21 protein-coding genes are annotated in these 21,523 nt (G+C 58.5%); 16 read left to right on the top strand and 5 right to left on the bottom strand.

Annotated features, from left to right (window positions below; translation table 11 throughout):
• Positions 1-240: 240 nt before the first annotated feature.
• The 10 genes from V8J88_RS11160 to V8J88_RS11115 all read left to right on the top strand — a co-directional run bounded on the left by V8J88_RS11160 (position 241) and on the right by V8J88_RS11115 (position 7,210).
• Entirely contained in the window at positions 241-795 is a 555-nt protein-coding gene (locus V8J88_RS11160) for a PEP-CTERM sorting domain-containing protein (protein WP_338849599.1), read from the top strand.
• Between the two features lie 99 nt (positions 796-894).
• Positions 895-1,497: a hypothetical protein gene (locus tag V8J88_RS11155; RefSeq protein ID WP_338849597.1), complete on the top strand. Its 603-nt coding sequence runs from the start codon at positions 895-897 to the stop codon at positions 1,495-1,497.
• A 94-nt stretch (positions 1,498-1,591) separates the two neighbouring features.
• The gene (gene rpsP / locus V8J88_RS11150; RefSeq protein ID WP_338849596.1) at positions 1,592-1,837 is read left to right on the top strand and encodes a 30S ribosomal protein S16; all 246 of its coding nucleotides are present in this window, start codon (positions 1,592-1,594) and stop codon (positions 1,835-1,837) included.
• Between the two features lie 19 nt (positions 1,838-1,856).
• The gene (gene rimM, locus V8J88_RS11145) at positions 1,857-2,384 is read left to right on the top strand and encodes a ribosome maturation factor RimM (RefSeq protein WP_338849594.1); all 528 of its coding nucleotides are present in this window, start codon (positions 1,857-1,859) and stop codon (positions 2,382-2,384) included.
• Between the two features lie 7 nt (positions 2,385-2,391).
• A complete protein-coding gene (gene trmD, locus V8J88_RS11140; protein WP_338849592.1) occupies positions 2,392-3,153 on the top strand; it encodes a tRNA (guanosine(37)-N1)-methyltransferase TrmD in 762 nt (253 codons plus the stop codon).
• A gap of 104 nt (positions 3,154-3,257) precedes the next feature.
• A complete protein-coding gene (gene rplS / locus V8J88_RS11135) occupies positions 3,258-3,641 on the top strand; it encodes a 50S ribosomal protein L19 (RefSeq protein ID WP_338849590.1) in 384 nt (127 codons plus the stop codon).
• Between the two features lie 154 nt (positions 3,642-3,795).
• Positions 3,796-4,464, top strand: coding sequence for a CoA pyrophosphatase (locus tag V8J88_RS11130; protein ID WP_338849588.1), 669 nt, complete (start codon positions 3,796-3,798; stop codon positions 4,462-4,464).
• Positions 4,465-4,479: 15 nt separating this feature from the next.
• Positions 4,480-5,454, top strand: a complete 975-nt coding sequence (locus tag V8J88_RS11125; protein ID WP_338849587.1) for a CobD/CbiB family protein — start codon at positions 4,480-4,482, stop codon at positions 5,452-5,454.
• A gap of 164 nt (positions 5,455-5,618) precedes the next feature.
• Complete coding sequence (locus V8J88_RS11120) at positions 5,619-5,960, top strand: DUF3579 domain-containing protein (RefSeq protein WP_338849586.1); 342 nt, start codon at positions 5,619-5,621, stop codon at positions 5,958-5,960.
• 452 nt (positions 5,961-6,412) lie between these two features.
• Complete coding sequence (locus V8J88_RS11115) at positions 6,413-7,210, top strand: glucose 1-dehydrogenase (protein WP_338849583.1); 798 nt, start codon at positions 6,413-6,415, stop codon at positions 7,208-7,210.
• 157 nt (positions 7,211-7,367) lie between these two features.
• Here the strand turns inward: V8J88_RS11115 and V8J88_RS11110 are convergent, their stop codons facing one another.
• From V8J88_RS11110 to V8J88_RS11100, 3 genes are all read right to left on the bottom strand, one after another.
• Entirely contained in the window at positions 7,368-7,649 is a 282-nt protein-coding gene (locus V8J88_RS11110; protein ID WP_338849582.1) for a hypothetical protein, read from the bottom strand.
• 80 nt (positions 7,650-7,729) lie between these two features.
• Positions 7,730-10,558, bottom strand: a complete 2,829-nt coding sequence (locus V8J88_RS11105) for an ATP-binding protein (RefSeq protein ID WP_338849580.1) — start codon at positions 10,556-10,558, stop codon at positions 7,730-7,732.
• A gap of 56 nt (positions 10,559-10,614) precedes the next feature.
• Positions 10,615-13,629 carry an ATP-binding protein gene (locus tag V8J88_RS11100; RefSeq protein WP_338849579.1) on the bottom strand — a complete coding sequence of 1,005 codons (3,015 nt, stop codon included), beginning with the start codon at positions 13,627-13,629 and terminating at the stop codon, positions 10,615-10,617.
• A 174-nt stretch (positions 13,630-13,803) separates the two neighbouring features.
• Here V8J88_RS11100 and V8J88_RS11095 point away from each other — a divergent pair, with 174 nt between their 5' ends.
• From V8J88_RS11095 to V8J88_RS11070, 6 genes are all read left to right on the top strand, one after another.
• Positions 13,804-14,466 carry a methylamine utilization protein gene (locus tag V8J88_RS11095; protein WP_338849578.1) on the top strand — a complete coding sequence of 221 codons (663 nt, stop codon included), beginning with the start codon at positions 13,804-13,806 and terminating at the stop codon, positions 14,464-14,466.
• Between the two features lie 72 nt (positions 14,467-14,538).
• Positions 14,539-16,704: a prolyl oligopeptidase family serine peptidase gene (locus tag V8J88_RS11090; protein ID WP_338849577.1), complete on the top strand. Its 2,166-nt coding sequence runs from the start codon at positions 14,539-14,541 to the stop codon at positions 16,702-16,704.
• Positions 16,705-16,863: 159 nt separating this feature from the next.
• Positions 16,864-19,179, top strand: coding sequence for an FdhF/YdeP family oxidoreductase (locus V8J88_RS11085; protein ID WP_338849576.1), 2,316 nt, complete (start codon positions 16,864-16,866; stop codon positions 19,177-19,179).
• Positions 19,176-19,454: a hypothetical protein gene (locus V8J88_RS11080; protein ID WP_338849575.1), complete on the top strand. Its 279-nt coding sequence runs from the start codon at positions 19,176-19,178 to the stop codon at positions 19,452-19,454. Before V8J88_RS11085 ends, V8J88_RS11080 begins: the two co-directional genes overlap by 4 nt.
• Positions 19,451-20,299: a formate dehydrogenase accessory sulfurtransferase FdhD gene (gene fdhD / locus V8J88_RS11075; protein ID WP_338849574.1), complete on the top strand. Its 849-nt coding sequence runs from the start codon at positions 19,451-19,453 to the stop codon at positions 20,297-20,299. Before V8J88_RS11080 ends, fdhD begins: the two co-directional genes overlap by 4 nt.
• 37 nt (positions 20,300-20,336) lie before the next feature.
• Positions 20,337-20,609, top strand: a complete 273-nt coding sequence (locus tag V8J88_RS11070) for a DUF6429 family protein (protein ID WP_338849573.1) — start codon at positions 20,337-20,339, stop codon at positions 20,607-20,609.
• Here the strand turns inward: V8J88_RS11070 and V8J88_RS11065 are convergent.
• Both V8J88_RS11065 and V8J88_RS11060 read right to left on the bottom strand, forming a co-directional pair.
• Positions 20,606-20,998 (bottom strand): hypothetical protein, encoded by a 393-nt coding sequence (locus V8J88_RS11065; protein ID WP_338849571.1) that lies wholly within the window; start codon positions 20,996-20,998, stop codon positions 20,606-20,608. The genes V8J88_RS11070 and V8J88_RS11065 overlap by 4 nt on opposite strands.
• Positions 20,998-21,456: a T6SS effector amidase Tae4 family protein gene (locus V8J88_RS11060; RefSeq protein ID WP_338849569.1), complete on the bottom strand. Its 459-nt coding sequence runs from the start codon at positions 21,454-21,456 to the stop codon at positions 20,998-21,000. Before V8J88_RS11060 ends, V8J88_RS11065 begins: the two co-directional genes overlap by 1 nt.
• Positions 21,457-21,523: the final 67 nt, after the last annotated feature.

Raw genomic sequence — 21,523 nt, 5'->3', positions numbered from 1 at the left:
CGTAATTCATGCAAAAAAGCGAAATAATATGCTTGCGGCAATTTTCAGGGTTTGTTACACTTTGAACGTCGCTTGAAACAAGCTGGGGTGCGAGGAGCCGTTGTGGCGCACAGCGCCGCATTGAAGCTGATACCCGCTTTGGCGATCAAGGAAATAAATTTGGCCATATAGAGCCATCCTTGTTGTAGGACCCACCTGGATGTGTAACTGCAACCTAAACCCTTCAAGACAGGAAATACGATGTTGAAAATCGCAAAAAAAATCGCTGTTGCCGCTGTTCTGGCCGCCAGCTTCGGTTCCGCTCACGCAGCACTGGTGAATGCTCCGCTGCCGTCCAACGCTTATATCACCATTGGCGGTCTGCAATGGGCTTGGGCTTTCCCGCTGCCGGCAGCTTCCGGCCTGGATCTGTCCTATCAGGCACAATTCGGCTGGCACGTGCCGACCGCTGCTGAGCTGGCCAATGCTCCGCGCGCAACCGACTTCATCTTCCAGGGCGCCAATGTGCCGCTGGGCGGCACGGATTCGGTGTCTGGCGCCCGTTTCTCGGCCACCAATCCGAACCTGACCGGCGCTGCTGCTTGCGCTGCTCCGTATTTCTCCAATACCTACAGCCATTGCGACTGGCAAGACGGCCTGGGCCAAATCTATGGCCCGTGGGCTGGCCAAAGCGGCGCTCCGTCCTGGGCTGATCAGCTGGTGGTGCGCGCAGCTGTGCCGGAAGCTGAAACCTATGCCATGATGGGCGTGGGCCTGCTGGGCTTGCTGGCGCTGCGTCGTCGCAAATCCGCTTAATTCTGATTTTTTCAGAATTTCAAAAGCCGGGGCTTGCCCCGGCTTTTTCATTTTTCAAAGCAGGCGCATACTATTCCGACAAAAAGCAGGGGAGGGGATATGAAATTGTCAGGATCTGTGGCGCGCGCGGTATTGTTGGCCGGATTGTTCAGCGTCAGCTGTGCGCAGGGGCAGACGTTGTACCGTTGCGGCAGCGTCTATCAGGATAAACCCTGCGCCGATGGCGGCGGCAAAAAACTGCCGCCGGTATCCGGCAGCACGCCGGCAGGGGCGGAAATCGAGGGTGATGTGCAATGCCGGCAGCGCGGCGAGCAGGCGCAGAAAATTGTCTGGGCGCGTGAGGCCGGGCAAATCGAAGAGCAGATGCTGGCGCGCAGCGCTAATCCCGCTGAGCAGCAATTGGTGCGGGAAGTGTATGCGCAACGCGGCACGTTGCAGCAAATCAAACGCGCGATTGTGACGGCCTGCATGGATGAGAAAAAGCGTCAAGCACCGCCCCCGCTTACAAAGACAGAAGCGAAAGCCGATACCAGGCCGCCATCCAAGCCTGAGGAAAAGACCCAGGCCAAGCCTGAGCCGAAGCAGGAGTCCGCCGCCAGGCAATGCGCACAGGCGCGCGCTCAGTTGGACGCGTTGAAAAAACAAGCTCCTGCGGGACAGCTCGAAGCGCTGGAAGCAGAGTTGAAAAAGAATGGCTGTTAATGAATGTATCCAAGGAAGTCCGGCTTGCCAAGGCTGTGTGGGGCGGATATAATCTGCTGTTTTCCCGCCCTGTAACCCTTTATTTGGATACATCATGGTCGTAATTCGCTTAGCACGTGGCGGCGCCAAGAAGCGCCCCTTCTACAACATCGTTGCAACCGATTCCCGCAGCCGTCGTGACGGCCGCTTCATCGAACGCATCGGTTTTTACAATCCTATCGCCTCTGGCCAGGAATCGCCTTTCCGCATCGCGCAAGACCGCCTGGAATACTGGACCGGCGTAGGCGCCCAGGTCAGCCCGGCAGTTTCCCGCCTGCTGTCCACCAAGACTTCTTCCTGATTTTTTCGCAGTGTCGCTGATGCAGACAAACGCATTGACGCCGCCCGCTGACCTGGTGTTGGTGGGGCATGTGACGGGCGCTTTCGGCGTGCAGGGGTGGGTCAAAATCAGACCTTATTCCAGCGATGCCGATGCGATGTTCGGCGCCAAAACCTGGTGGCTGGATAAACCGCAGATGCAAGATGTCGATGTGCGGCAGGTGAAACAGCATGGCGCGGATCTGGTGGCTTTGTTTACCGGCATTGCCGGTCGTGACGGAGCAGAAGCGCTCAAGGGCGCGCAGATCATGATTTCGCGCAGCCGTTTTCCGGCTTTGTCTGATGGCGAGTATTACTGGACTGATCTGATCGGCATGCAAGTCGTCAATCTGCAAGGGCAAGTGCTCGGGCAGGTGGCGGATATGATGGATAACGGCGCCCACCCCATTTTGCGCCTGACGCAAGAGGGACAGAAAGAGGAGCGCTTGATTCCTTTTGTTGATCAGTTTGTGCGTGAAGTCGATTTGGCCAAGCGTCAGATCAGCGCCGACTGGGAGTTGGATTTCTGAGGCGGCGATGCGCTTTGACGTGATCACGCTGTTTCCGCAAATGTTCGCCGCACTCACCGAATCCGGCGTGTCGCGGCGCGCAGCAGAGCAGCAGAAGTTTGCACTGGGTTTGTGGAATCCGCGCGATTACACCAGCGATGTGCACCGCACTGTGGACGACCGGCCTTATGGCGGCGGCCCGGGCATGGTGATGATGGCAGCCCCCTTGCAGCAGGCGATTGGCGCAGCGAAAGCAGCGCAAAGCGAAGCAGGAATTAGCGCCCCGCGCGTGATTTACCTGTCGCCGCAAGGCAAAACGCTGAACCACGCGAAAGTGATGGATTTGGCGCAAAGTCCGGGCGCTGTCTTGCTGTGCGGGCGGTATGAAGCTGTGGACCAGCGTTTGCTGGAGCGTCATGTCGATGAGGAAATCAGCATCGGCGATTTTGTGCTCTCCGGCGGTGAATTGGCGGCGATGGTATTGATGGACGCCGTGATCCGCCAGCTGCCGGGAGTGCTCAATACTGCGCAATCGGCGCTGGAAGACAGCTTTGTGCATGGCTTGCTGGATGCGCCGCACTATACGCGCCCTGAAGTGTTTGACGGGGAGCGTGTGCCGGCGGTGCTGTTAGGCGGCAATCACGCGGAAATCGCGCGCTGGCGCAGACATCAAATGTTGGCGGCGACCTTGAAAAAGCGCCCTGACTTGATCGACGCGGCGCGCAAACAAGGTCAGCTCAACGCCAAAGATGAAGCGGCGCTGCGGCAGATACAGGAAGAAATGCAGTAATTTGCAGTAAAACAAGAATGCGCAGATCGCGAGATCTGCACGGTTTAACCCCATCCTCTACCAGGCAAAGATCAGCGCTGGCAAGATGGTTTTAGGAGTCAAACATGGATCTGATTCAACAACTCGAACAGGAAGAAATCAAGCGCCTGAACAAAAACATCCCCGAATTCGCCCCTGGCGACACCGTGGTGGTGAATGTGATGGTGGTCGAAGGCACGCGTAAGCGCGCTCAGGCATATGAAGGCGTGGTCATCTCCCGCCGCAATCGCGGCCTGAACTCGAACTTCATCGTGCGTAAGATTTCTTCCGGTGAAGGCGTGGAACGTACCTTCCAACTGTATTCGCCGCTGATCGCCTCGATCGAAGTCAAACGTCGTGGCGATGTGCGTCGCGCCAAGCTGTACTACTTGCGCGAACGTTCTGGCAAGTCGGCTCGCATCAAAGAAAAACTGCCGACCCGCCGCGCGGATAAGGCTGCTGCAGTATAAGAACCTCGCAGGTTCTATCACTGCGGTTTTCGCAGGAACGGGAAAAAACAGAAAAGGGGAAGCTTCGGCTTCCCCTTTTTTTATGCTGTGCGCGGCGCAAACGCTGCTGTTGCCGGGTTCATGCGATAATGCCCCAAAGAATGAGAGTCGCCGTATGAAACTGCCCGATTTTGATCCGCAATCTGTCCCGCTGCATGAAGTCGCCGGCGAGGCTGCAGTGCCGCCTGAGCGTTTGCAGGCGGATTGGTTGCGAGCGCGCTTTGCCGCGCCGCCGCTGTGGCAGGCAGAATACGGCGATGAACATCGCGCCCGCATGCATGAGGCCGATTTGACGCCTGCCGCTGTATTAACTCCGCTGGTGCTGCGGCCAGACGGCATCACCGTTTTATTGACCCAGCGCACCGCGCATTTGTCCGATCATGCGGGACAGATCAGTTTTCCCGGCGGGCGGGCCGAAGACGACGATGCCGACCCGGTCGCCACCGCATTGCGCGAAGCGCGTGAAGAAGTGGGGCTGGATGCGCGCCATGTCGAGGTGCTGGGCTGCTTGCCGCAATATTGCACCATCAGCGGCTATCGGGTGACGCCTGTGGTGGCGTTGTTGCATCCGCCTTTCCATTTGCAGGCGGATCCGCATGAAGTGGCGCAACTGTTTGAGGCGCCGTTGGCGTTTTTGATGGATGGCGCGCACCACCAGCGCCGCATGCTGCCGGCAGGCGATGGGCGGCGGCGCAGCTTTTACGCCATGCCATGGCAAGATCATTTTATTTGGGGCGCAACTGCGGCCATGTTACGCAATCTGTTTCATTTTTTGCGTGTCTAACCAAGAGAGAAGGGCATGACATTCTTTTCGATTCTGATCGCATTGGTGCTGGAGCAATTAAAGCCATTGCGTGCGGATAATCCGGTGTACGCATTGATCAAAGCCTATGCGATGCGCATGGAATCCTGGTTTAATGCCGGCCAAGCCTCGCATGGCCGCCTGGCCTGGTGCTTGGTGATGGCCTCACTCGCGTTGCCGGTGGCAATTATTTACTGGCTCCTGAAATTGATTCCAGCGCCGGAAGTGCGGATGCTGGCGGTGTTTTGCTGGAATGTGCTGATCGTCTATCTGACCCTGGGTTTCCGGCATTACAGCCATTATTTCAGCGCGATTCAACTGGCCTTGAGCGCCGGCGACGAATCGCGCGCACGCCAGTTACTGGCCGACTGGACCGGGCTTGATACGGTGGGTATGGAAATCAGTGAAGTTTGCCGCATTGCTGTCGAGCGCGCGCTGGTGACTTCGCATCGCAGCGTGTTCGGGGTGTTTTTCTGGTTCCTGATGCCGGTCGGCCCAGCTTGCGCGATCATGTACCGCCTGGCGGAATATCTGGCGCGCGCCTGGAATGAGCCGGCGCATATGAAAAATGAGGTGTTTGGCCACTTTGCACAGCGCGCTTTTTATGTGATTGACTGGATTCCGGTGCGCTTGACTGCGATTGCGTTTGCGATTGTGGGCAATTTTGAAGACGCCATTTACTGCTGGCGCAATTTCGCCAGCCGCTGGCGCGAAGCGGCGGTCGGCATTATTCTCGCATCCGGCAGCGGGGCGCTGGGGGTGCGCCTGGGCGCTGCAGCGGAAGGCGCGGCCAATGTCTTGCCGCCGGATGCCGCCATGGTGGATACTGTCGCCGGCGCCGAGACGGAAGCCATGCCGGGCGAGGAGCCGGGCCCGCGCGCCTTGCAAAGCACGGTCGCCCTGGTCTGGCGCGCTCTGGTGCTGTGGATGATGTTATTGCTGTTGTTGTCAGTCGCGGTCTTCTTTGGCTGATGCGCACATGCCGCAGACATAGGTTTTCACCCTGTCCTCGTCTATAATACGGGGTTTGGCGGTTTGCGGCATTGCGCAGCAAATCCAACAGTTTTGCACAGCGCTGCCGCCATCCCCTGGTATGAAACCGCTGCCCCCGCAGCCCGATAGTGAAGACCCCCGTCATGGACGAATCCAGCAAAAGCGCGCCTGTTGTCAAAGAGTTTTTTATCCTGGGTTTGACCAGTAAAGGGCGCACATTCCGCCCCAGTGATTGGGCGGAGCGTCTGTGCGGTGTGATGTCCTGTTTCCGGCCGCCTTCCAGCCCGCGCAACCGCCACAACCATCTGCAATATTCCCCCTATGTGCGGCCAACCATGGTCGATGGCGTGAAAGCCGTGGTGGTCAATGCCGCCTTGCGCGACATCGAGCCTATGGCCTACCACTTTGTGGTGGATTTCGCCAAAGATAATGATTTGCAGGTGATTGACGCCTGCCTGTTTGATGCCGGTCAGGCGTCCAGCTGATTTCCTTCCTGTTAAACCAGCGCAGCCGGGGACTGGCGGCGCGGCTGCTGCCTTGCACAGGATTCTTGTTGCCGTGAAGATTGGATCGGGAAAATGGGTAATGCTCTTTGAATGACAGAGCGCATTGCCCATAAACATGGCATTTTGATAAAACTGTGCTGACTCAAGCAGAAAAAAATTTCCTGTGTTATGCTTGATCCCGTCAAGCTTGCGGGTAATATTCACGTATATCTATGTTTTTCGCTGCCGGCTGATATGGCCGCGTCATGCAGCTGTTTTGTTCAGCGCAGGCGTTTCCCGCAAAACCGCATGTTCGCATCAGCGTCAGCCGTACCGCGCCATGTATCAGATGCACATTTTTTAACTCACGCCGCGCCAGGTGCGACCCGCTGTTTTCAGCAGGCGCAAACTGCCCACTTCTCCACCGGCGTTGCCAACACAGGAAGAAATCAATGAATGCCAGAGAGCAATGCGCGCCCGGATTGGCGCAGGTGAAATATGACTATACAAACCGTATCGTGCTGGTTACCGGGGCTGGCGGCGGGATAGGGCGCGCCGCCGCCATTGCGTTTGCCCAGGCCGGGGCGCAACTGGTGTTGGTGGATTTGCACCCCGCAGGCTTACAGGCCAGCGTCGCGTGCCTGGATGGCCTGGGCTTGCCGCCGCTGAGCATGCAACTTGATATCAGCGATGCCAAGCATATCAAAGAATTATTTGACGCCATCTCGCAGCAATATGGCCGGCTTGATTTTGCCTTTAATAATGCAGGCGTTGAAGAAGAGGCGCAGCCCTTGGGGCTGGGCGATGAAGCGCTGTTTGACCGCATCATGCGCGTCAATGTGAAAGGGGTGTGGTTGTGCATGCGCGCTGAGCTGGAGATGATGCAAAAGCATTCTTGCGGCGTGATTGTGAATACCGCCTCAGTGGCCGGCCTGGCCAGTGCGCCGCGCCAGGCGATTTATGCCGCCAGCAAGCATGCGGTGGTGGGCTTGACCAAGAGTGCGGCGGTGGAATACGCCCGGCACGGCATACGCATCAACAGTATTTGCCCTGGCGTTGTGGAAACGGAAATGATGGACAGGGCGATTGCACGCGATCCGGCGCGCGCCGATTATATCGCCAAGCTGCATCCTATCGGCCGGGTGGCGCAGGCCGATGAAGTGGCGCAAGCTGCGCTGTGGTTGTGTTCTGATGGCGCCAGCTTTGTCACCGGCCATCAATTGACCGTGGATGGCGGCTTGCTGGCTTGATATCGGCAGTGTGTTTGCAGAAGAAAATCTATTGCAAAACCTGCAGCGCTGGTCAGATTCAGCAATTTTCTGATCAAACGCGCCACGATTGACGCCCCGGCGTTGCGAAAAGCCCGCTTCGCCCGGCTGATTTTCGCAGCCGCATTCAGGCCGCTTGCTAGCGGCGTGCAGGCGGCTGATCCGCCTTGCGTATTCTGCGCCCCAGCGCAAAAGCTACGCCGATGGCGGCCGCCGCGCCAACGAAAAACACCAGGGGTTTTTGTACCGCGATGCCGGTCACCATCACCAGCAAGAGACTCAATAAGAGTAAAGATTCCTGAAAATGATGCAGCTTATGATGCTCTGTATGGCCGGAATTCTGGAATTTGATTGCATGAGCAGGCGTGCGTTTCTCTGGCCTCATCTTTACCTCCGGCAATAGCATGGACAGCGAATCCATTGTTGTCTGCGCAAAGGCGGATGTCAAATTGACTTTGCAGTCTTTGGCTTTATTGCGCAAGAGTCAGGGCGGGCGCGGTTTTACGCGCTTTGCTCCAATTCCTGTTCCGGTGCGGTAAGCGGTAAATCGAGCATGAATACGGTGCCCTGATTGACTTCGCTTTGCACTTGCAAATGGCCGTGCAAGAGCGAACTGACAATGTTATAGCTGATTGACAAGCCCAGCCCGGTGCCGCCTTGCCCCAGTTTGGTGGTGAAAAAAGGATCGAAGATGCGTTTTTTGTGCTGTGGCGGAATGCCGCGCCCGTTATCAGAAAATTGCAGCATGACCCGGCCCGGATGATCCTGCCGCGCCAGTAATTTCATCTGTCCATTCGGCATGCCGTCAAAACCATGCAGCATGGCGTTATTGATCAGATTTGTCAGCACCTGGCCCAAGGGGCCGGGGTAGCTGGTCATTTTGATCTCTGCCGGAATATCGAGTGTGATTTGATGGCCGTTACTGCGGATCTGGCTCATCATGGTGGCCACGATCTCATGGCAGGTCTTGGCCAGGTCAAAGCAGCGCCGCTGCGCCGTGGTGCGATCCACCGCCACCTGCTTGAAGCTGTTGACCAGGTCGGCGGCATTGGTCAGGCCGCGCAAAATCAGGGTTGAGGCCTCTTGCGCTTCCTGCAGGAAAGTCACCAATTCGGCGTGCCGCAATTGCTGACGCTCCAGGCGCACGCGGATATCATCGGTCTGATCTTGAAAACTGCTGGCGATCATCAGGCTGTTGCCGATCGGGCTGTTTAATTCGTGCGCCACGCCAGCCACCAGACTGCCCAGCGCCGCCAGTTTTTCCTGCGCCACCAATTGCTGTTGCGCGCCCTGCAGCTGGCGATATGCATGCGCATTGCCCAGCGCAATCGCGCCATACGCGCACAGGCTGCGGAAAATCAGCCGCTCCCTTTCGTCATAGGCGAAGCGGCGCGGGGTTTGCACCGTCATCACGCCAAGGATGCGTTCACCGATCACCAGGGGCGCAAATAATTTTGACAGGCAGGCCAGGGTGCCCGGCACAAGATTGGGCAAATGCTCATCCGGCGCCATATCAATCAATAATTCGCGCCGCTCGCGCACGCATTGCGCGGCGTAAGACACCGGGCTGGTCAGCATCACCACATGCGGCCCGATCGGCTTGCCGTTTTCCTCACCAAAGCGGCACACCAGCGACTGACCATCGGCGTCGAGTAAAAACACCGCCATCGAGGTCACATCCAGCAAACTCTCGACGTGCCGCTTCAAGGCGGCAAATACCGCATTGGAATCCAGATGTGCGGTGATTTCCTGCCCGATGGCGCCCAAATGTTCCAGCGTGGCGCTGTGCTGTTGCAAGGCTTCGGCGCGCTTGGCTTCGGAGGAGGCGAGCTGGCGCTGCTGTTCACCTTCGGCCTGCGCCTGCTCGGTTTGATAGCGCACCTGCATCGCAATCGCACGGTTGGTGGCCTGTGCGCTGTGGGTTTTTTCGCGCGCGGCAATCGCCTGCAATGAGACCTCATACGCTTTTTCATATTCATCCATGCGCGCATATTCGCTGGCCACCATATCCAGCAAATCGCCGGGCACGGTAAAGCCTTCGATAGTTGCGGCCACATCCAGCGCTTGTTGCAGATAATGCAGCGCGGTGCTGTTGGCGGTCATGCCGTAGGGCGGCAGGATTTGATGATAAGCGTGAATGTCGGCTAATACTTGCAGCGTGCTGACCTGGCAATAGGCGTCATTCGTGTCTCGCGCCATTTCCAGCGCCGCCAGAGCGATTTGCAAGGCTTGCTCGGCTTGTCCCAGACGCGATAAGGCGTGCGCCTGACCGCGCCAGGCGTCAGACTGGAAATCCGCCTGGCCCAGCAGGGCTGCGTTTTCCTCCAGCTGGCGAAAGCTCTGCAAAGCCTGGGCGTATTCGCCGCGCGCCAGCGCAATGTCGGAATAGTATTTCAGTGCGATGGTGTAATTGCGCGAAGCCGATAAGGGCTTGAGTTTTTGCATCGCCTCATCGAGCAACTCGCGCGCGGCATCGAGCTGGCCGAGTTGGCGCAGGGTTTCGCCGGTTTGCATCAGGCAGGCCCCGATCGACGCTTCCCAGCCGGCTTTGCGCGCCAGATCCAGCCCGCGCTGCATCCATTCGAGTGCGGCGTGGTGGTCATTCAAATTGGTCAGCGAATTGCCCAGATTGGTGGCGGCGATGATGGCGGAGCGGATTTGCCCGGTCGCCAGCGCGGCCTCATGCGAGCGCATGAAATGCACAATCGACTTGGCGAAATCGCTGGTGTAGCCGGTGTAAATGCCAAGGAAATCATTGATCCAGACTTGCAAACCGGCATGCCATTCGTCCTGCTCGGCGGTAAACCGCCGGCCCCAGCGCGCTTGCGCGGTTTGCGGCTCGCGAAACACGGTAAAGCGCGCCAGCATCGCGTCCGCCACTTCCTGGCGCAAGCTATCCTGGGCCAGGGCGGCGTGATGGCAGGCGGCTTCGATTTCAAGTTTGGATTGGGCATGCCGGCCACCGTGGGAGGCGACCCAGGCTTGCAGCAAATGGGCGTCAGCGATGCCGATATCATCTTGCAGCGCCTGGCAGATTTGAAACGCTTCACTTGCCAGCTTGCCGGCTTCTTCCAGGCGCGCGCCGAGCATGGCGGCTTCGCCTTGAACCAACAGAATGCGGGCCTGGGCCTGGCGGCGTAATTCGGCATCGAGCTGCGGCAGATCCATCAACTCCAGCGCCTGCGCCGCCAAGTGCAGCGCGCGCCGGGTGTCGCGCTGGCGCAAATGCCACGCCAATTCCAGCAAGCCCAGCAAACGGGCGAGACCGGCGATTGGCGGCAACATGGCCTCCATGCGGTTGACTTCCTCGTTGTATGCGAATAATTCCATGCCTTTTTCTTTCCACGCCCGCCTAACTGTAACCGATTTTGGCCGGCAGCGGGCGCTTACGCATTGTCGCAGATTTGCGGCAAATCAAGAATGAAGCAAGCCCCTTGCCCGGTTTCGCTCTCCACCCGGATCACGCCGCCCAGGATGCTGCTGACAATATTGTGGCAAATCGATAAACCGAGTCCGATGCTGCCCTGGCCGATGCGGGTGGTGTAAAAAGGATCAAAGACCTGACGCAACTCGGCTGCGGCGATGCCGGCCCCGTCATCGGAAAAACGCAATTCCAGCCATTCGCGCCGCGTGCTGGAGGCGCGCGCCGATAAGCGCATGCAACCCTTTTGCTCCGGCGCATAAGCATGTTGCAAGGCGTTGCTGATCAAATGCCCCAACACCTGGCCCAAGGGGCCGGGGTAGCTGTCCATCAGCATATTGGCGGGTATGTCGAGCTGCAATTGATGGCCGCGCTGGCGCACCTGATTCATCATGGTGGCGCACAATTCGGCGCAGGTTTGCTGCAAGTCAAAACAGCGCCGTTTCGCGCTGGTGCGATCGACCGCCACCTGTTTGAAACTGCCAACCAGGGTGGCGGCGGTGGACAGGCTTTTGCTGATCAATTGCGCCGCCTGCGCCGCATCTTCCAGATATTCGGCCAGATTGGCGTGGCGCAGGCTTTGGTTTTCCAGGCCGGCGATGGTTTGCTCGGTTTTCAAATGCAGGGCTGAGGCCATCAACATGCTGTTGCCAAGCGGGGTGTTGAGTTCATGCGCCACGCCCGCCACCAGCCCGCCCAGCGCCGCCAATTTTTCCTGCGCCACCAATTGCTGCCGGGTTTGCTGCAGCTGGGCATACGCATGCGCATTGTCAAAGGCGATTGCGGCATACGCGCACAGGGTGCGGAAAATCAATAAATGCTGTTCCTGATAAGCCTGCTCCTGACAGGATTGCACACTCATTACGCCGATGCTGCGCTGTCCGGCTTGCATCGGAATATACAAACAGCTCAAGCAGGGCAGGGTGCTGCTGGCGTTTAACTGCTGCGCCAGATGCGGCGCGCTGGCCGGCAATTCGAGTTGAATCTCGCGTTCCTCGCGCAGGCAGCGGATGGCATACGAATGCGGATCATCCAGCGCCATCGCAACAGGCGGCAGCGCTTTGCCGTTTTCAATTCCATACGCCAGCTCCAACATCAGCGGGCCATGCTCGCGCGCTCTGAGGAAATACACGCAAAACGCATCCGCCGCCAGCAATTCGCGCACATGATTGTGCAAAATCGCAAAAATCGCATCGGCTTGCAAATGGGTGGTGATTTCCTGGCCGATGGCGCCAAGTTCGGTCAGGGTGTGCGTGGTTTGTTGCAGCAAGCCGGCGCGGCGCGCTTCGGCCAAGGCCAATTGCTGATGGCGCCGCCGCCTGTCCTGTTCTTCTTCTGTGCTGTACGCCACTTGCATGGCGATGGCGCGCGCAGTGGCGGCGCGGCTGACAGTTTTTTCACGCGCCGCCGCCGCCTGTTGCGCCCAGTGGTAGGCGGCGGCGAAATTGTGCAAGGCGGCATGCGCATCGGCTAAGGCTTCGAGCAGGCTGTCGGACACTTGATGCTGGGTGATTTGGCCGGCTAATTGATACGCCTGCTCCAATAAATCCAGGCACAGGCGGGCGGCGCCTTGCGCATCGTCGCGCCATGGCGGCGGCAAGGCTTGCGGCGGCAATTGACGCCAGATCGCCGCCAGCGTTTGCAGGCACTCCATCTGGTCGCTGCGATTTTCATGCGTGCGCGCCAATTGCAGCGCTTGCTGCGCCACTTCCAGCGCGCGCGCCGCCTCGCCCTGATGCAGCCAGGCCAGCGCCAGCCCGCGCAAGCCGTCCACTTCCAGCTCCGGCGTATGCAAAATCCGGGTGCGCTCAATCAGCGCCGTGAAATACTGATTCGCCAAGCCGGGGTCTTGCTCATCCAGCGCCAAAAAGCCGCGATTGCGCAAGGCCATGGCGTAATTGAACGAGTTTTGCAAGCCGTCCAGCACATGCAAAGCCTGTTGCATGGTTTCCCGCGCCGGCCCGAATTGGCGCAGCAAGCGCAAGGTTTCGCCGCAAGACACCAGCGCCGTGCCAATGCTTACCGGCCAGCCGCAACGGTTGGCCAGATCAAGCGCACGCTGTTTCCATTTCAAAGCGGTATCGTGATCATTCAGGGTGGCGTAGGCGATGCCGGTCGAGAGTCCGGAGATAATCGCGCGGCTGTTCATGCAATGGCATTGCGCCAGTTCAAAAGCTTGCTGAAAACACTTAATCGCTTGCGCATAATCATCCTGCCGGAACAGCACCCCGCCCCAATATTCCAACAGGCAGGCCTGCAGCGCCGGGCTTGATTCGGCCCATTCCTCTGGCGCAAACGGGCCGAATTCCTGCAACACCAGCTCGCGCGCCGCGCCGCGCTGACGCAAGGCCGATAACAGCAGCGGCAATCGCGCGCGCAACAAATCGCCGGCGGCCAGAGCCAGATGACGCATGGCGTTCCAGTGCGCATCGCGCAAATCGGCGTTCCCGGCGTCATTCGCGGTAATCGCCAGGATATGCATGGCGTCGGCCCCGGCAAACAGCAGATCGCGCGCCGGGTGATCATGAAATTGCCAGGGCGGGGTTTCATCTGCGGCTGGCAGGTGCGGATTGCGCAGCTTGCCGCCTTCCAAACGATCCAGCCGCGCTTGCACTGCTTGCAAACAGGTCAACAGCAAGCCGGCTGCGCCGCCATCCTGCGCCAGCAGCGCGGCTTGCGTTTGCGCGATATGCCAGACCTGGGCTGCGATTTGTTGCGCCAATGGCAATTCGGCTTGCAGCAAGGCGATTCTGGCCTGCGCCAGCATCATGCGCATGCGCACATATTCCTGCTCCCAACCGGGTTTGAGGCTTGGCAACAGGGCGTGCAGTTTTTGCAAATTGGCGCGCGCGCTCGCGCCATCGGTTTCCACCTGATACCAGACCAGCGCAGCCAGGGCCAGCGCGCATGGGGCCCCTTGCAGCTGCGCTGCGCGCATCTGCATCTGTTCCAGCTCTGCGGCAGAAACCAGAAGATCCATGACTTTCCATTTGCTATGGGGAAGTTGCATCTTACCTGTAAATATGCCGCCTGCGACATAGCGCGCCAAAAAGCAGCGCGCGGCACGCCACTTGGCGCTGGCAGCGCCGGCCCCTTGTCGTTACAATCAGCGCACAGGCGAGTCGGCCTGACGCCAACGCCAAGGAGAAAGCGCATGAAAACAGACAAGGGGACAGGGTGGATGCTGCATTGCGGCATCGGGCTGGCGGCATACGGCATGCTGGCGGCCTGCCAGGCGGCCAGCCTGAACGTGCAACTCAGCGATGGGGCCGGCGCAGCGCTGCAAGATGCGGTGGTGGCGGCGATTCCGGAAGGCGGCGCGCCTGCCAAAAGCAATGCCGGGCTGATCAAGATTGAGCAAAATGGCCGCAAATTCATCCCGGCTGTGACGGTGTTGCAAACCGGCAGCGCGGTTTCATTTCCCAATCTGGACACGGTGCGGCATCACATCTACAGCTTTTCGCCGGCCAAAAAATTTGAAATGAAGCTGTATTCCGGCGTGCCGTCAGAAAATGTGGTGTTTGACAAGCCCGGCGTGGTCACCCTGGGCTGCAATATCCATGACAAGATGATCGCCTGGGTAGTGGTGGTGGACACGCCGTATTTCGCCAAAAGCGACGCCAAGGGGGAGTTGAAACTCGATTTGCCCAAAGGCAAATACAATTTGCGCGTCTGGCATGCGCAGCAAGCCGGCAGCGCCAGCGCCGAGCAAAGTCTGCAGATCACAGAACAGAGCCAGCATCTGCAAATCAAGGTGCAAACCAAGGGCGCGCCGCCGCTCAAGCAAGAAACCAAAGCGGACGAATTGATTTATTAAGTCCGATGGCGGGAAACTTTTTCGCATGCCGGCAGTCAAGTCAGCTCCTTCTTCGCCATTCCGGAAATGCATATGAAAGCTGAATTGACTGCCGGCCTGCTGGCCGCGCTGCTCCCGCTGAGCGCTTTAGCGCAAAACGCCGCCTGCCTGCACAGCGCCCATTCCTTCCAATATCCCGCCAGTAAAAAAGTCGAGCAAGTCGATCTGATGCACGGTGTGCGGGTGGCCGATCCGTATCGCTGGCTGGAAGAGAATAACAGCCCGCAAGTGGCGCAATGGGTCGGCGCGCAAAACAGTTTTGCGCGCAGCTGGATTGATCAATACCCGCAGCGCAGCGCGATTCATACGCGTTTGAGCGCGCTGTGGAATTTCAGCCGTTACACCGTGCCCGAGCAGCAAGGCGGCCTGTATCTGTTTGCGCACAACAACGGCTTGCAAAATCAAGCGCCGCTGTATGTGCAAAAAAACTGGCAGGACGCGCCGCGCATGATTCTCGATCCCAACACCTTGTCAGCAGACGGCACCTTGGCGCTGGAGCACGCCAAACTCAGCCCGGATGGCCGTTATCTGGCGTATGCAGTCGCCGGCGCCGGTTCCGACTGGAACGAAGTGCGGGTGCGCGACGTGGCCAGCGGCAAAGACACCAAAGATTTGCTGCAATGGGTCAAATTTTCCGAACCGGCCTGGGCCGCTGATGGCAGCGGTTTTTACTATTCCCGCTATGACGAACCGAAGGGCGGCGGCAAATATGCCGACGCCAACTACTACCAGAAACTGTATTTCCACAAATTGGGCACAGCGCAAAGCGAAGACCGCCTGGTGTTTGAGAGCCGCGAAAACAAGACCTGGATGTTTGAAGCCAAACCGACCGAAGACGGGCGCTATCTCTTAATTGATGTAGGCATGGGCGGCGAACGCAAAAACCGCTTCTACCTGCAAGACTTGAAAGACGAAAAAAGCAAGCTGGTGAAATTGCTCGACAAGAGCGATGGCGAATATCACTTCATCGGCAGCCGTGGCGCAGAATTGTATTTCCGCACCAATAAAGACGCCCCCCGTTCGCGCGTGGTGCGCATGCGCGCCGACACCCCGGAACAGCAGGAAGTGCTGGTGGCCGAACGTGAATACAATCTGACCGAGGCGGAAATGATGGGCGGCCAGCTGATCTTGAGCTATCTGAAAGACGCCCACAGCCAGGTCTTGCAAATGGATTTAGATGGCAAGCTGGTGCGAGAAGTCAAATTGCCCGGCATCGGCACGGCCAAAGATTTCAAAGGCGGCAGCAGCGCCGAAGCGTTTTATTCCTTTGCCAATTTCAGCAATCCCGGCGTGATTTACCGCTACGACCTGGCCAGCGGCGAAAGCCGGCCAGTGTTGTCGCCCAAATTGCAATTTGACCCGGCCCAATATGTCACGCGCCAAGTGTTTTTCAAGAGTCGCGACGGGGTGCGCGTGCCGATGTTCATCAGCCATCGCAAAGACCTGGTCTTAAATGGCGACAATCCGACCATTTTGTATGGCTACGGCGGCTTTAATATTGCGATGACGCCGGCCTTTTCCCCGGCCAATCTGGCCTGGATGGAGCGCGGCGGCGTGTATGTGCTGGTGAATTTGCGCGGCGGCGGCGAATATGGCAAAAGCTGGCATGAAGCCGGCACGCTTTTGCAAAAACAAAACACTTTTAACGACTTCATTGCCGCCGGCGAATGGCTGATCGACAACAAATATACCAAGCCGGCGCGCCTGGCCAGCTATGGCGGCAGCAACGGCGGCTTGCTGGTCGCGGCCACCATGCTGCAGCGGCCTGATTTGTTTGGCGCCGCCATGCCGGCAGTCGGCGTGCACGATATGTTGCGCTTCCATAAATTCACCATCGGCTGGACTTGGGTCTCAGACTACGGCTCAGCAGAGAATGCGCAACAATTCAAAGCCCTGTACGCCTATTCCCCGCTGCACAATGTCAAGCCCGACACCTGCTATCCGCCGACCTTGATTTTGACCGGCGACCATGACGACCGCGTGGTGCCGGCGCACAGCTACAAACTGGCGGCGGCGTTGCAAGCGGCGCAGGGCGGCAGCGCGCCGATTCTGTTGCGTGTGGATATGCGCGCAGGACACGGCAAAGGCAAACCCACCACCAAGCAGATCGACGAAGCAACTGACCGTTTAAGCTTCCTCTCGCGCGTGATGGGCTTAAGCTGGAGCGCCCCGGCGCAGAGCAAAGCCACGGGCCAATAAAGCCGGCAAAAACGGCCCGTGTTTGCATGCAAAAACGGGCAAACTTGTCTAAGACTTGTATAATGCGACTCACCCCGGCGCCATGCCGGGGCCTGCCCCTCCTCACAGGCCGACCGGAACGGCCGCATATCCAAAATCATCAAAACACAGAGGCATGAGATGCAAAGCAAGGTAGTCAAAGTCTATAAACGCCCGGCTGGCGGCTGGGGCGCATTGAAAAGCGTGGCGCAACAAGTTTTTGAGCAGGGCATCCCGCTCAAAGGCGCCAAAACCCTGTTATCAGCCAATCAACCGGACGGCTTTGACTGTCCGGGCTGCGCCTGGCCCGACCGCGAACATTCTTCCAGCTTTGAATTTTGTGAAAACGGCGCCAAGGCCGTAGCCGCCGAATCGACCGCGCGGCGCGCCACCCCGGAATTGATTTCCAGCTACACCGTGAGCGAATTGGCGGCGCAATCCGACTATTGGCTGGAGCAGCAAGGGCGGCTCACCGCGCCGATGCGCTATGTGCGCGAGACTGACCGCTATCAGGAAATTTCCTGGGATGAAGCGTTTGCCCGCATCGCGCGCCAGCTGGCCGCCTTGCCCAGCCCCGACGACGCCTTCTTCTACACCTCGGGCCGCACCAGCAATGAAGCGGCCTTCCTCTACCAATTATTTGTGCGCGAATTCGGCACCAATAATCTGCCCGACAGCGCCAATCTGTGCCATGAACCGTCCGGCGTATCGATGCGCGAAGTCATCGGCGTGGGCAAGGGCACGGTGGAATTATCGGACTTCGCCGAAACCGAAGCGATTTTCGTGTTCGGCCAAAACCCCGGCACCAATCACCCGCGCATGCTGGGCGAATTGCGCGCCGCCGCCAAACGCGGCGCCGCGATTGTCAGCTTCAATCCTTTGCGCGAGCGCGGCCTGGAAAAATTCCAAAATCCGCAAAGCGCCCTTGAAATGCTGTCAGACAGCGCCAGTCCGATTTCCTCTGACTATTTCCAGATCCAGGTCGGCGGCGATATGGCCTGCCTCAAAGGCATGATCAAAGTCGTGCTGGAAGAAGACGCCAAAGCGCAGGCTGCAGGCAGCACGCGCGTGATAGACACCGCCTTTATTGATGAGCACTGCGTCGGCTTTGCCGAACTCAAGGCCGATGTCGAAGCCGAATCCTGGGACTTGATTTGCCGCGAATCCGGCTTGAGCGAAGCCGAGATCCGGCGCGCCGCTGCGATTTACATCAAGGCCAAAAGCGTGATTGCCTGCTGGGGCATGGGCATCACCCAGCACAAATATTCCGTCGCCACAATCCAGATGATCGTCAACCTCTTGCTCTTGCGCGGCAATCTGGGCCGCCCCGGCGCCGGCGCCTGCCCGGTGCGCGGGCACAGCAATGTGCAAGGCGACCGCACCATGGGCATTGTCAGCAAACCGGCCCCGGCCCTGCTTGACCGCTTAGACCAGGTGTTTGGCATCCAAAGCCCGCGCAAAGCCGGTTGTGATTCCGTGGCCACGATTGCCGCAATGGAAGCGCAGCCCGGCAAAGTGCTGTTTGCCCTGGGCGGCAACTTCGCCACCGCCACCCCCGACACCGAACGCACCCGCGCCGCGCTGCGCCAATGCGCCATGACCGTGCACGTCACCACCAAGCTCAACCGCAGCCACCTGGTGTGCGGCCAAGAAGCGATTTTGCTGCCCTGCTTAGGGCGCACCGAAATTGATATGCAGGCTGGCCGGGCGCAAGCCATCTCGGTGGAAGACTCGATGAGCATGGTGCACCTGTCTTCCGGCATCAATCCGCCGGCTGCCCCCGGCCTCTTGTCAGAACCGGTGATTGTGGCGCGTCTGGCGCAAGCCACCTTCGCCGCACTGGGCCGGCGCAGCAAAATCGATTGGCTCAAGCTGGTGCAAGACTATGACAGCATCCGCGACCTGATCGAAAAAACTTTTGATGACTTCAAAGACTTCAATCTCCGCGTAAAAAAACCGGGCGGCTTCCATTTGCGCAACACCGCTGCTGAGCGGGTCTGGGTCACGGCGAATAAAAAAGCCAATTTCAAAGTGCATCCGATTGCGCAAGACACCCCGGTGCACCGCGCCCGCGCCGCCGCCGGCGACAAGCTGGTGTTCAACCTGTCCACCGTGCGCTCACATGATCAATACAACACCACGATTTACGGCATGAACGACCGTTATCGCGGTGTGTTCGGCGAGCGCCGCGTGCTGTTCATCCACGAAGCCGATATGCAAGCCCAGGGTTTGCAAGCCGGGCAGTGGGTGGATATTGAAAGCCTGTACGAAGATGGCGTCAAACGTGTCGCCGAGCGCTTCATGCTGGCGCCATACAACATCCCGCGCGGCTGTCTGGCGGCGTATTTCCCGGAAACCAATTGCTTAGCGCCGCTGGATGCGGTGGCCGATGTGGCGCGCACCCCGACCACCAAATCCTTGCCGGTGGTCTTGCATGCGCGGCGGGACGTTGCATGAGCGAAGCGGCGGCGGATGAGGCATTCTGGGCCTTGGCGCACGCCCTGATGGCGGAACTGGCGGATGGCCGCGCGCAATCCGCCGCCCGCCTGTGCAAGCGCCTGGGGGTGCGCATGAGCACCCTGCAGCGCGCCCTGGCCGCATTGGGACAGGGCGGAGCGGATTGCCCTGGCCTGGATTGGATCGCGCAACGCCAGGATGGCGAGCGCTTACTCTTGCAATTGACGGACAGCGGCGCACAAGCCTGGCGCCAGCAGCAAGAAGGGGCTTTATGACACAGCAGTTTGGCGCGCAAGATGAATGGCGCTATGAAGACGGCTTGCGCGCAAGCGGCGTCACCCGTTTTGCCCAGGGCCAGGCGGGACAGGAGGAAGACGACAGCCTGGCCTCTGAAGTCCCGGTCGTCATGGAATACAACGGCATCGCCCATGCGGTGCTGATGGCCACCCCCTGCGATTTGGAAGACTTTGCGCGCGGCTTCACCATGAGCGCCAATATCGCGCCCGCCAACGCGATTTATGGCATCGACCTGCAGCGCCAAACTCTGGCCAATGGCGTTGCCGCCTGGCAGGCGCAGATCGAATTGGCCAGCGCTGATTTTTCCCAACTCAAACAACAGCGCCGCAGCATGAGCGGCAACACCGGCTGCGGCGTGTGCGGGCTGGAAAGCTTGCGCGGGCTGGACCTGGATTTGCCGCAGGTGACAGCGCGCGGCGTGTCGCGCACCGCACTGCAAGCAGCCGCCGCCGCGCTGCCGGCGGCGCAAGTCTTAAACCAGCGCTGCGGCGCCATGCACGCCGCCGCCTGGTTTGATGCGAAGGGCAATCTGCAACTGATACGCGAAGATGTGGGGCGACACAATGCGCTGGATAAATTAATCGGCGCCATGGCGCAAAAACACAGCGTGCGGGATGAAAACGGCTTTTGTCTGATGAGTTCGCGCGCCAGCTATGAACTGATCCAAAAAGCCGCACGCGCCGGCATCAGCATTTTGGCCACCGTGTCCGCCCCGACCGCGCTGGCGGCGCAATTGGCGCAGCAGGCCGGACTTTGCTTACTGGGCTTTGTGCGCGGGGCGGGTTTGGTGTGTTATGCGGGGCAGGAGCGGGTGGGGGCGTAGTTGCCTGCGACAGCGCTTGATGCATTTGGGGGACGCCATGGAATATGACAAGGAAAAAATCACAGAAACCGTGTTGGCGCTGCTGGGCGTATTCGAGTTTGAAAATGGCAGAGTTTGGAAGCGGATTGACTTCGATGTGATGGATACCTTGTTTGAAAAGGGATATATCAGCAATCCCCATGGCCGCACAGAATCCGTCCGTTTGACTCCGGAGGGATTGCAATTAGCAAAAGAGCTGGCCGGGAAATATTTCGCCGCAAAAGAGTGCGACTGCAACAGCGCAGGCATGTCCCGGCAGGAGCGGCTTTAGCCGCGAATAGCGCTGTTTGCAGCAAGCTTGTTCAACACCTCGCGCACCCCCGGCTTGTCTATGATTTCAACGCAATACTGCACCGGCAGGATTTTATCTCTTCCTGGATTAGTCTCATCCCGCATCACCGCCATTTCCCCTTTGCCAAGTTCCAGTTTGACTTGTGCGGCAATCTTTGCCAAGTCATCAGGCTTGAGCGACATACCTTGCACCAGGACGGCGGCCCAGGCATCCCCCTGGTCTTTTAAATAGGGCTGACCTTGATAGGCAAAACAGCTCGCTATGGCGTAATGTTCCATACTGCGCAAAGCCGCTGGAGACGGGAAATGTTCAGTTTTTGCGCTGCAAGCGGCTGCGCTTAAACAGAGGATCAATGCAAAAGGGCGCATTATTTCAATTCCCAAAATTCGGCAAGCGAGGTTTTGATGTTCGGGAAGCTCGGACTGACATAGCTTGAATAATTGTCATGCTCAGGCTCCCGATAGGTATGGCCATTCCAAAGGGCAATATGACCTGATGCGCCTTGCCAGTTGACACTAAAGGCAATAATTCCTTTGCGTTTGCGAAAGGCGTCATCAAATGGACGGGTGTTATCAATGGTAGGCTTTCCAAGACACTTTAGAAGATATTTGCGAAAGTCAGCGACCCGAAAGATGATCCGATTGCCATTCGCCGTGCCCAGAGTAAGCGCACCAACTGTGCTTGCCAACCCGGCATCGATGGGTGCGCCTGATTTGTTGAATGCCACACTTAGTCGGCTGGCGCATGTGTTTCCGTTTGGACCGAAACCGGGCAGGTGAATATTTTTTTCAGCGGCGCCGCCAAGCGCAGAATATAAATCCTTCATAGTGCGGTATTGAATGTGATCAGGGAATTCTTCCCATAGTTTGTGGAAAAATGGTTTGTTCTTTTTT

Origin of the sequence: Massilia sp. W12, assembly GCF_037300705.1 — a bacterium.
In the GTDB taxonomy this organism is placed as follows: Bacteria; Pseudomonadota; Gammaproteobacteria; order Burkholderiales; family Burkholderiaceae_D; genus JACPVY01.
Note: the sequence above shows the minus strand (reverse complement) of the source record. Positions and strands in the feature narration are given on the sequence as shown.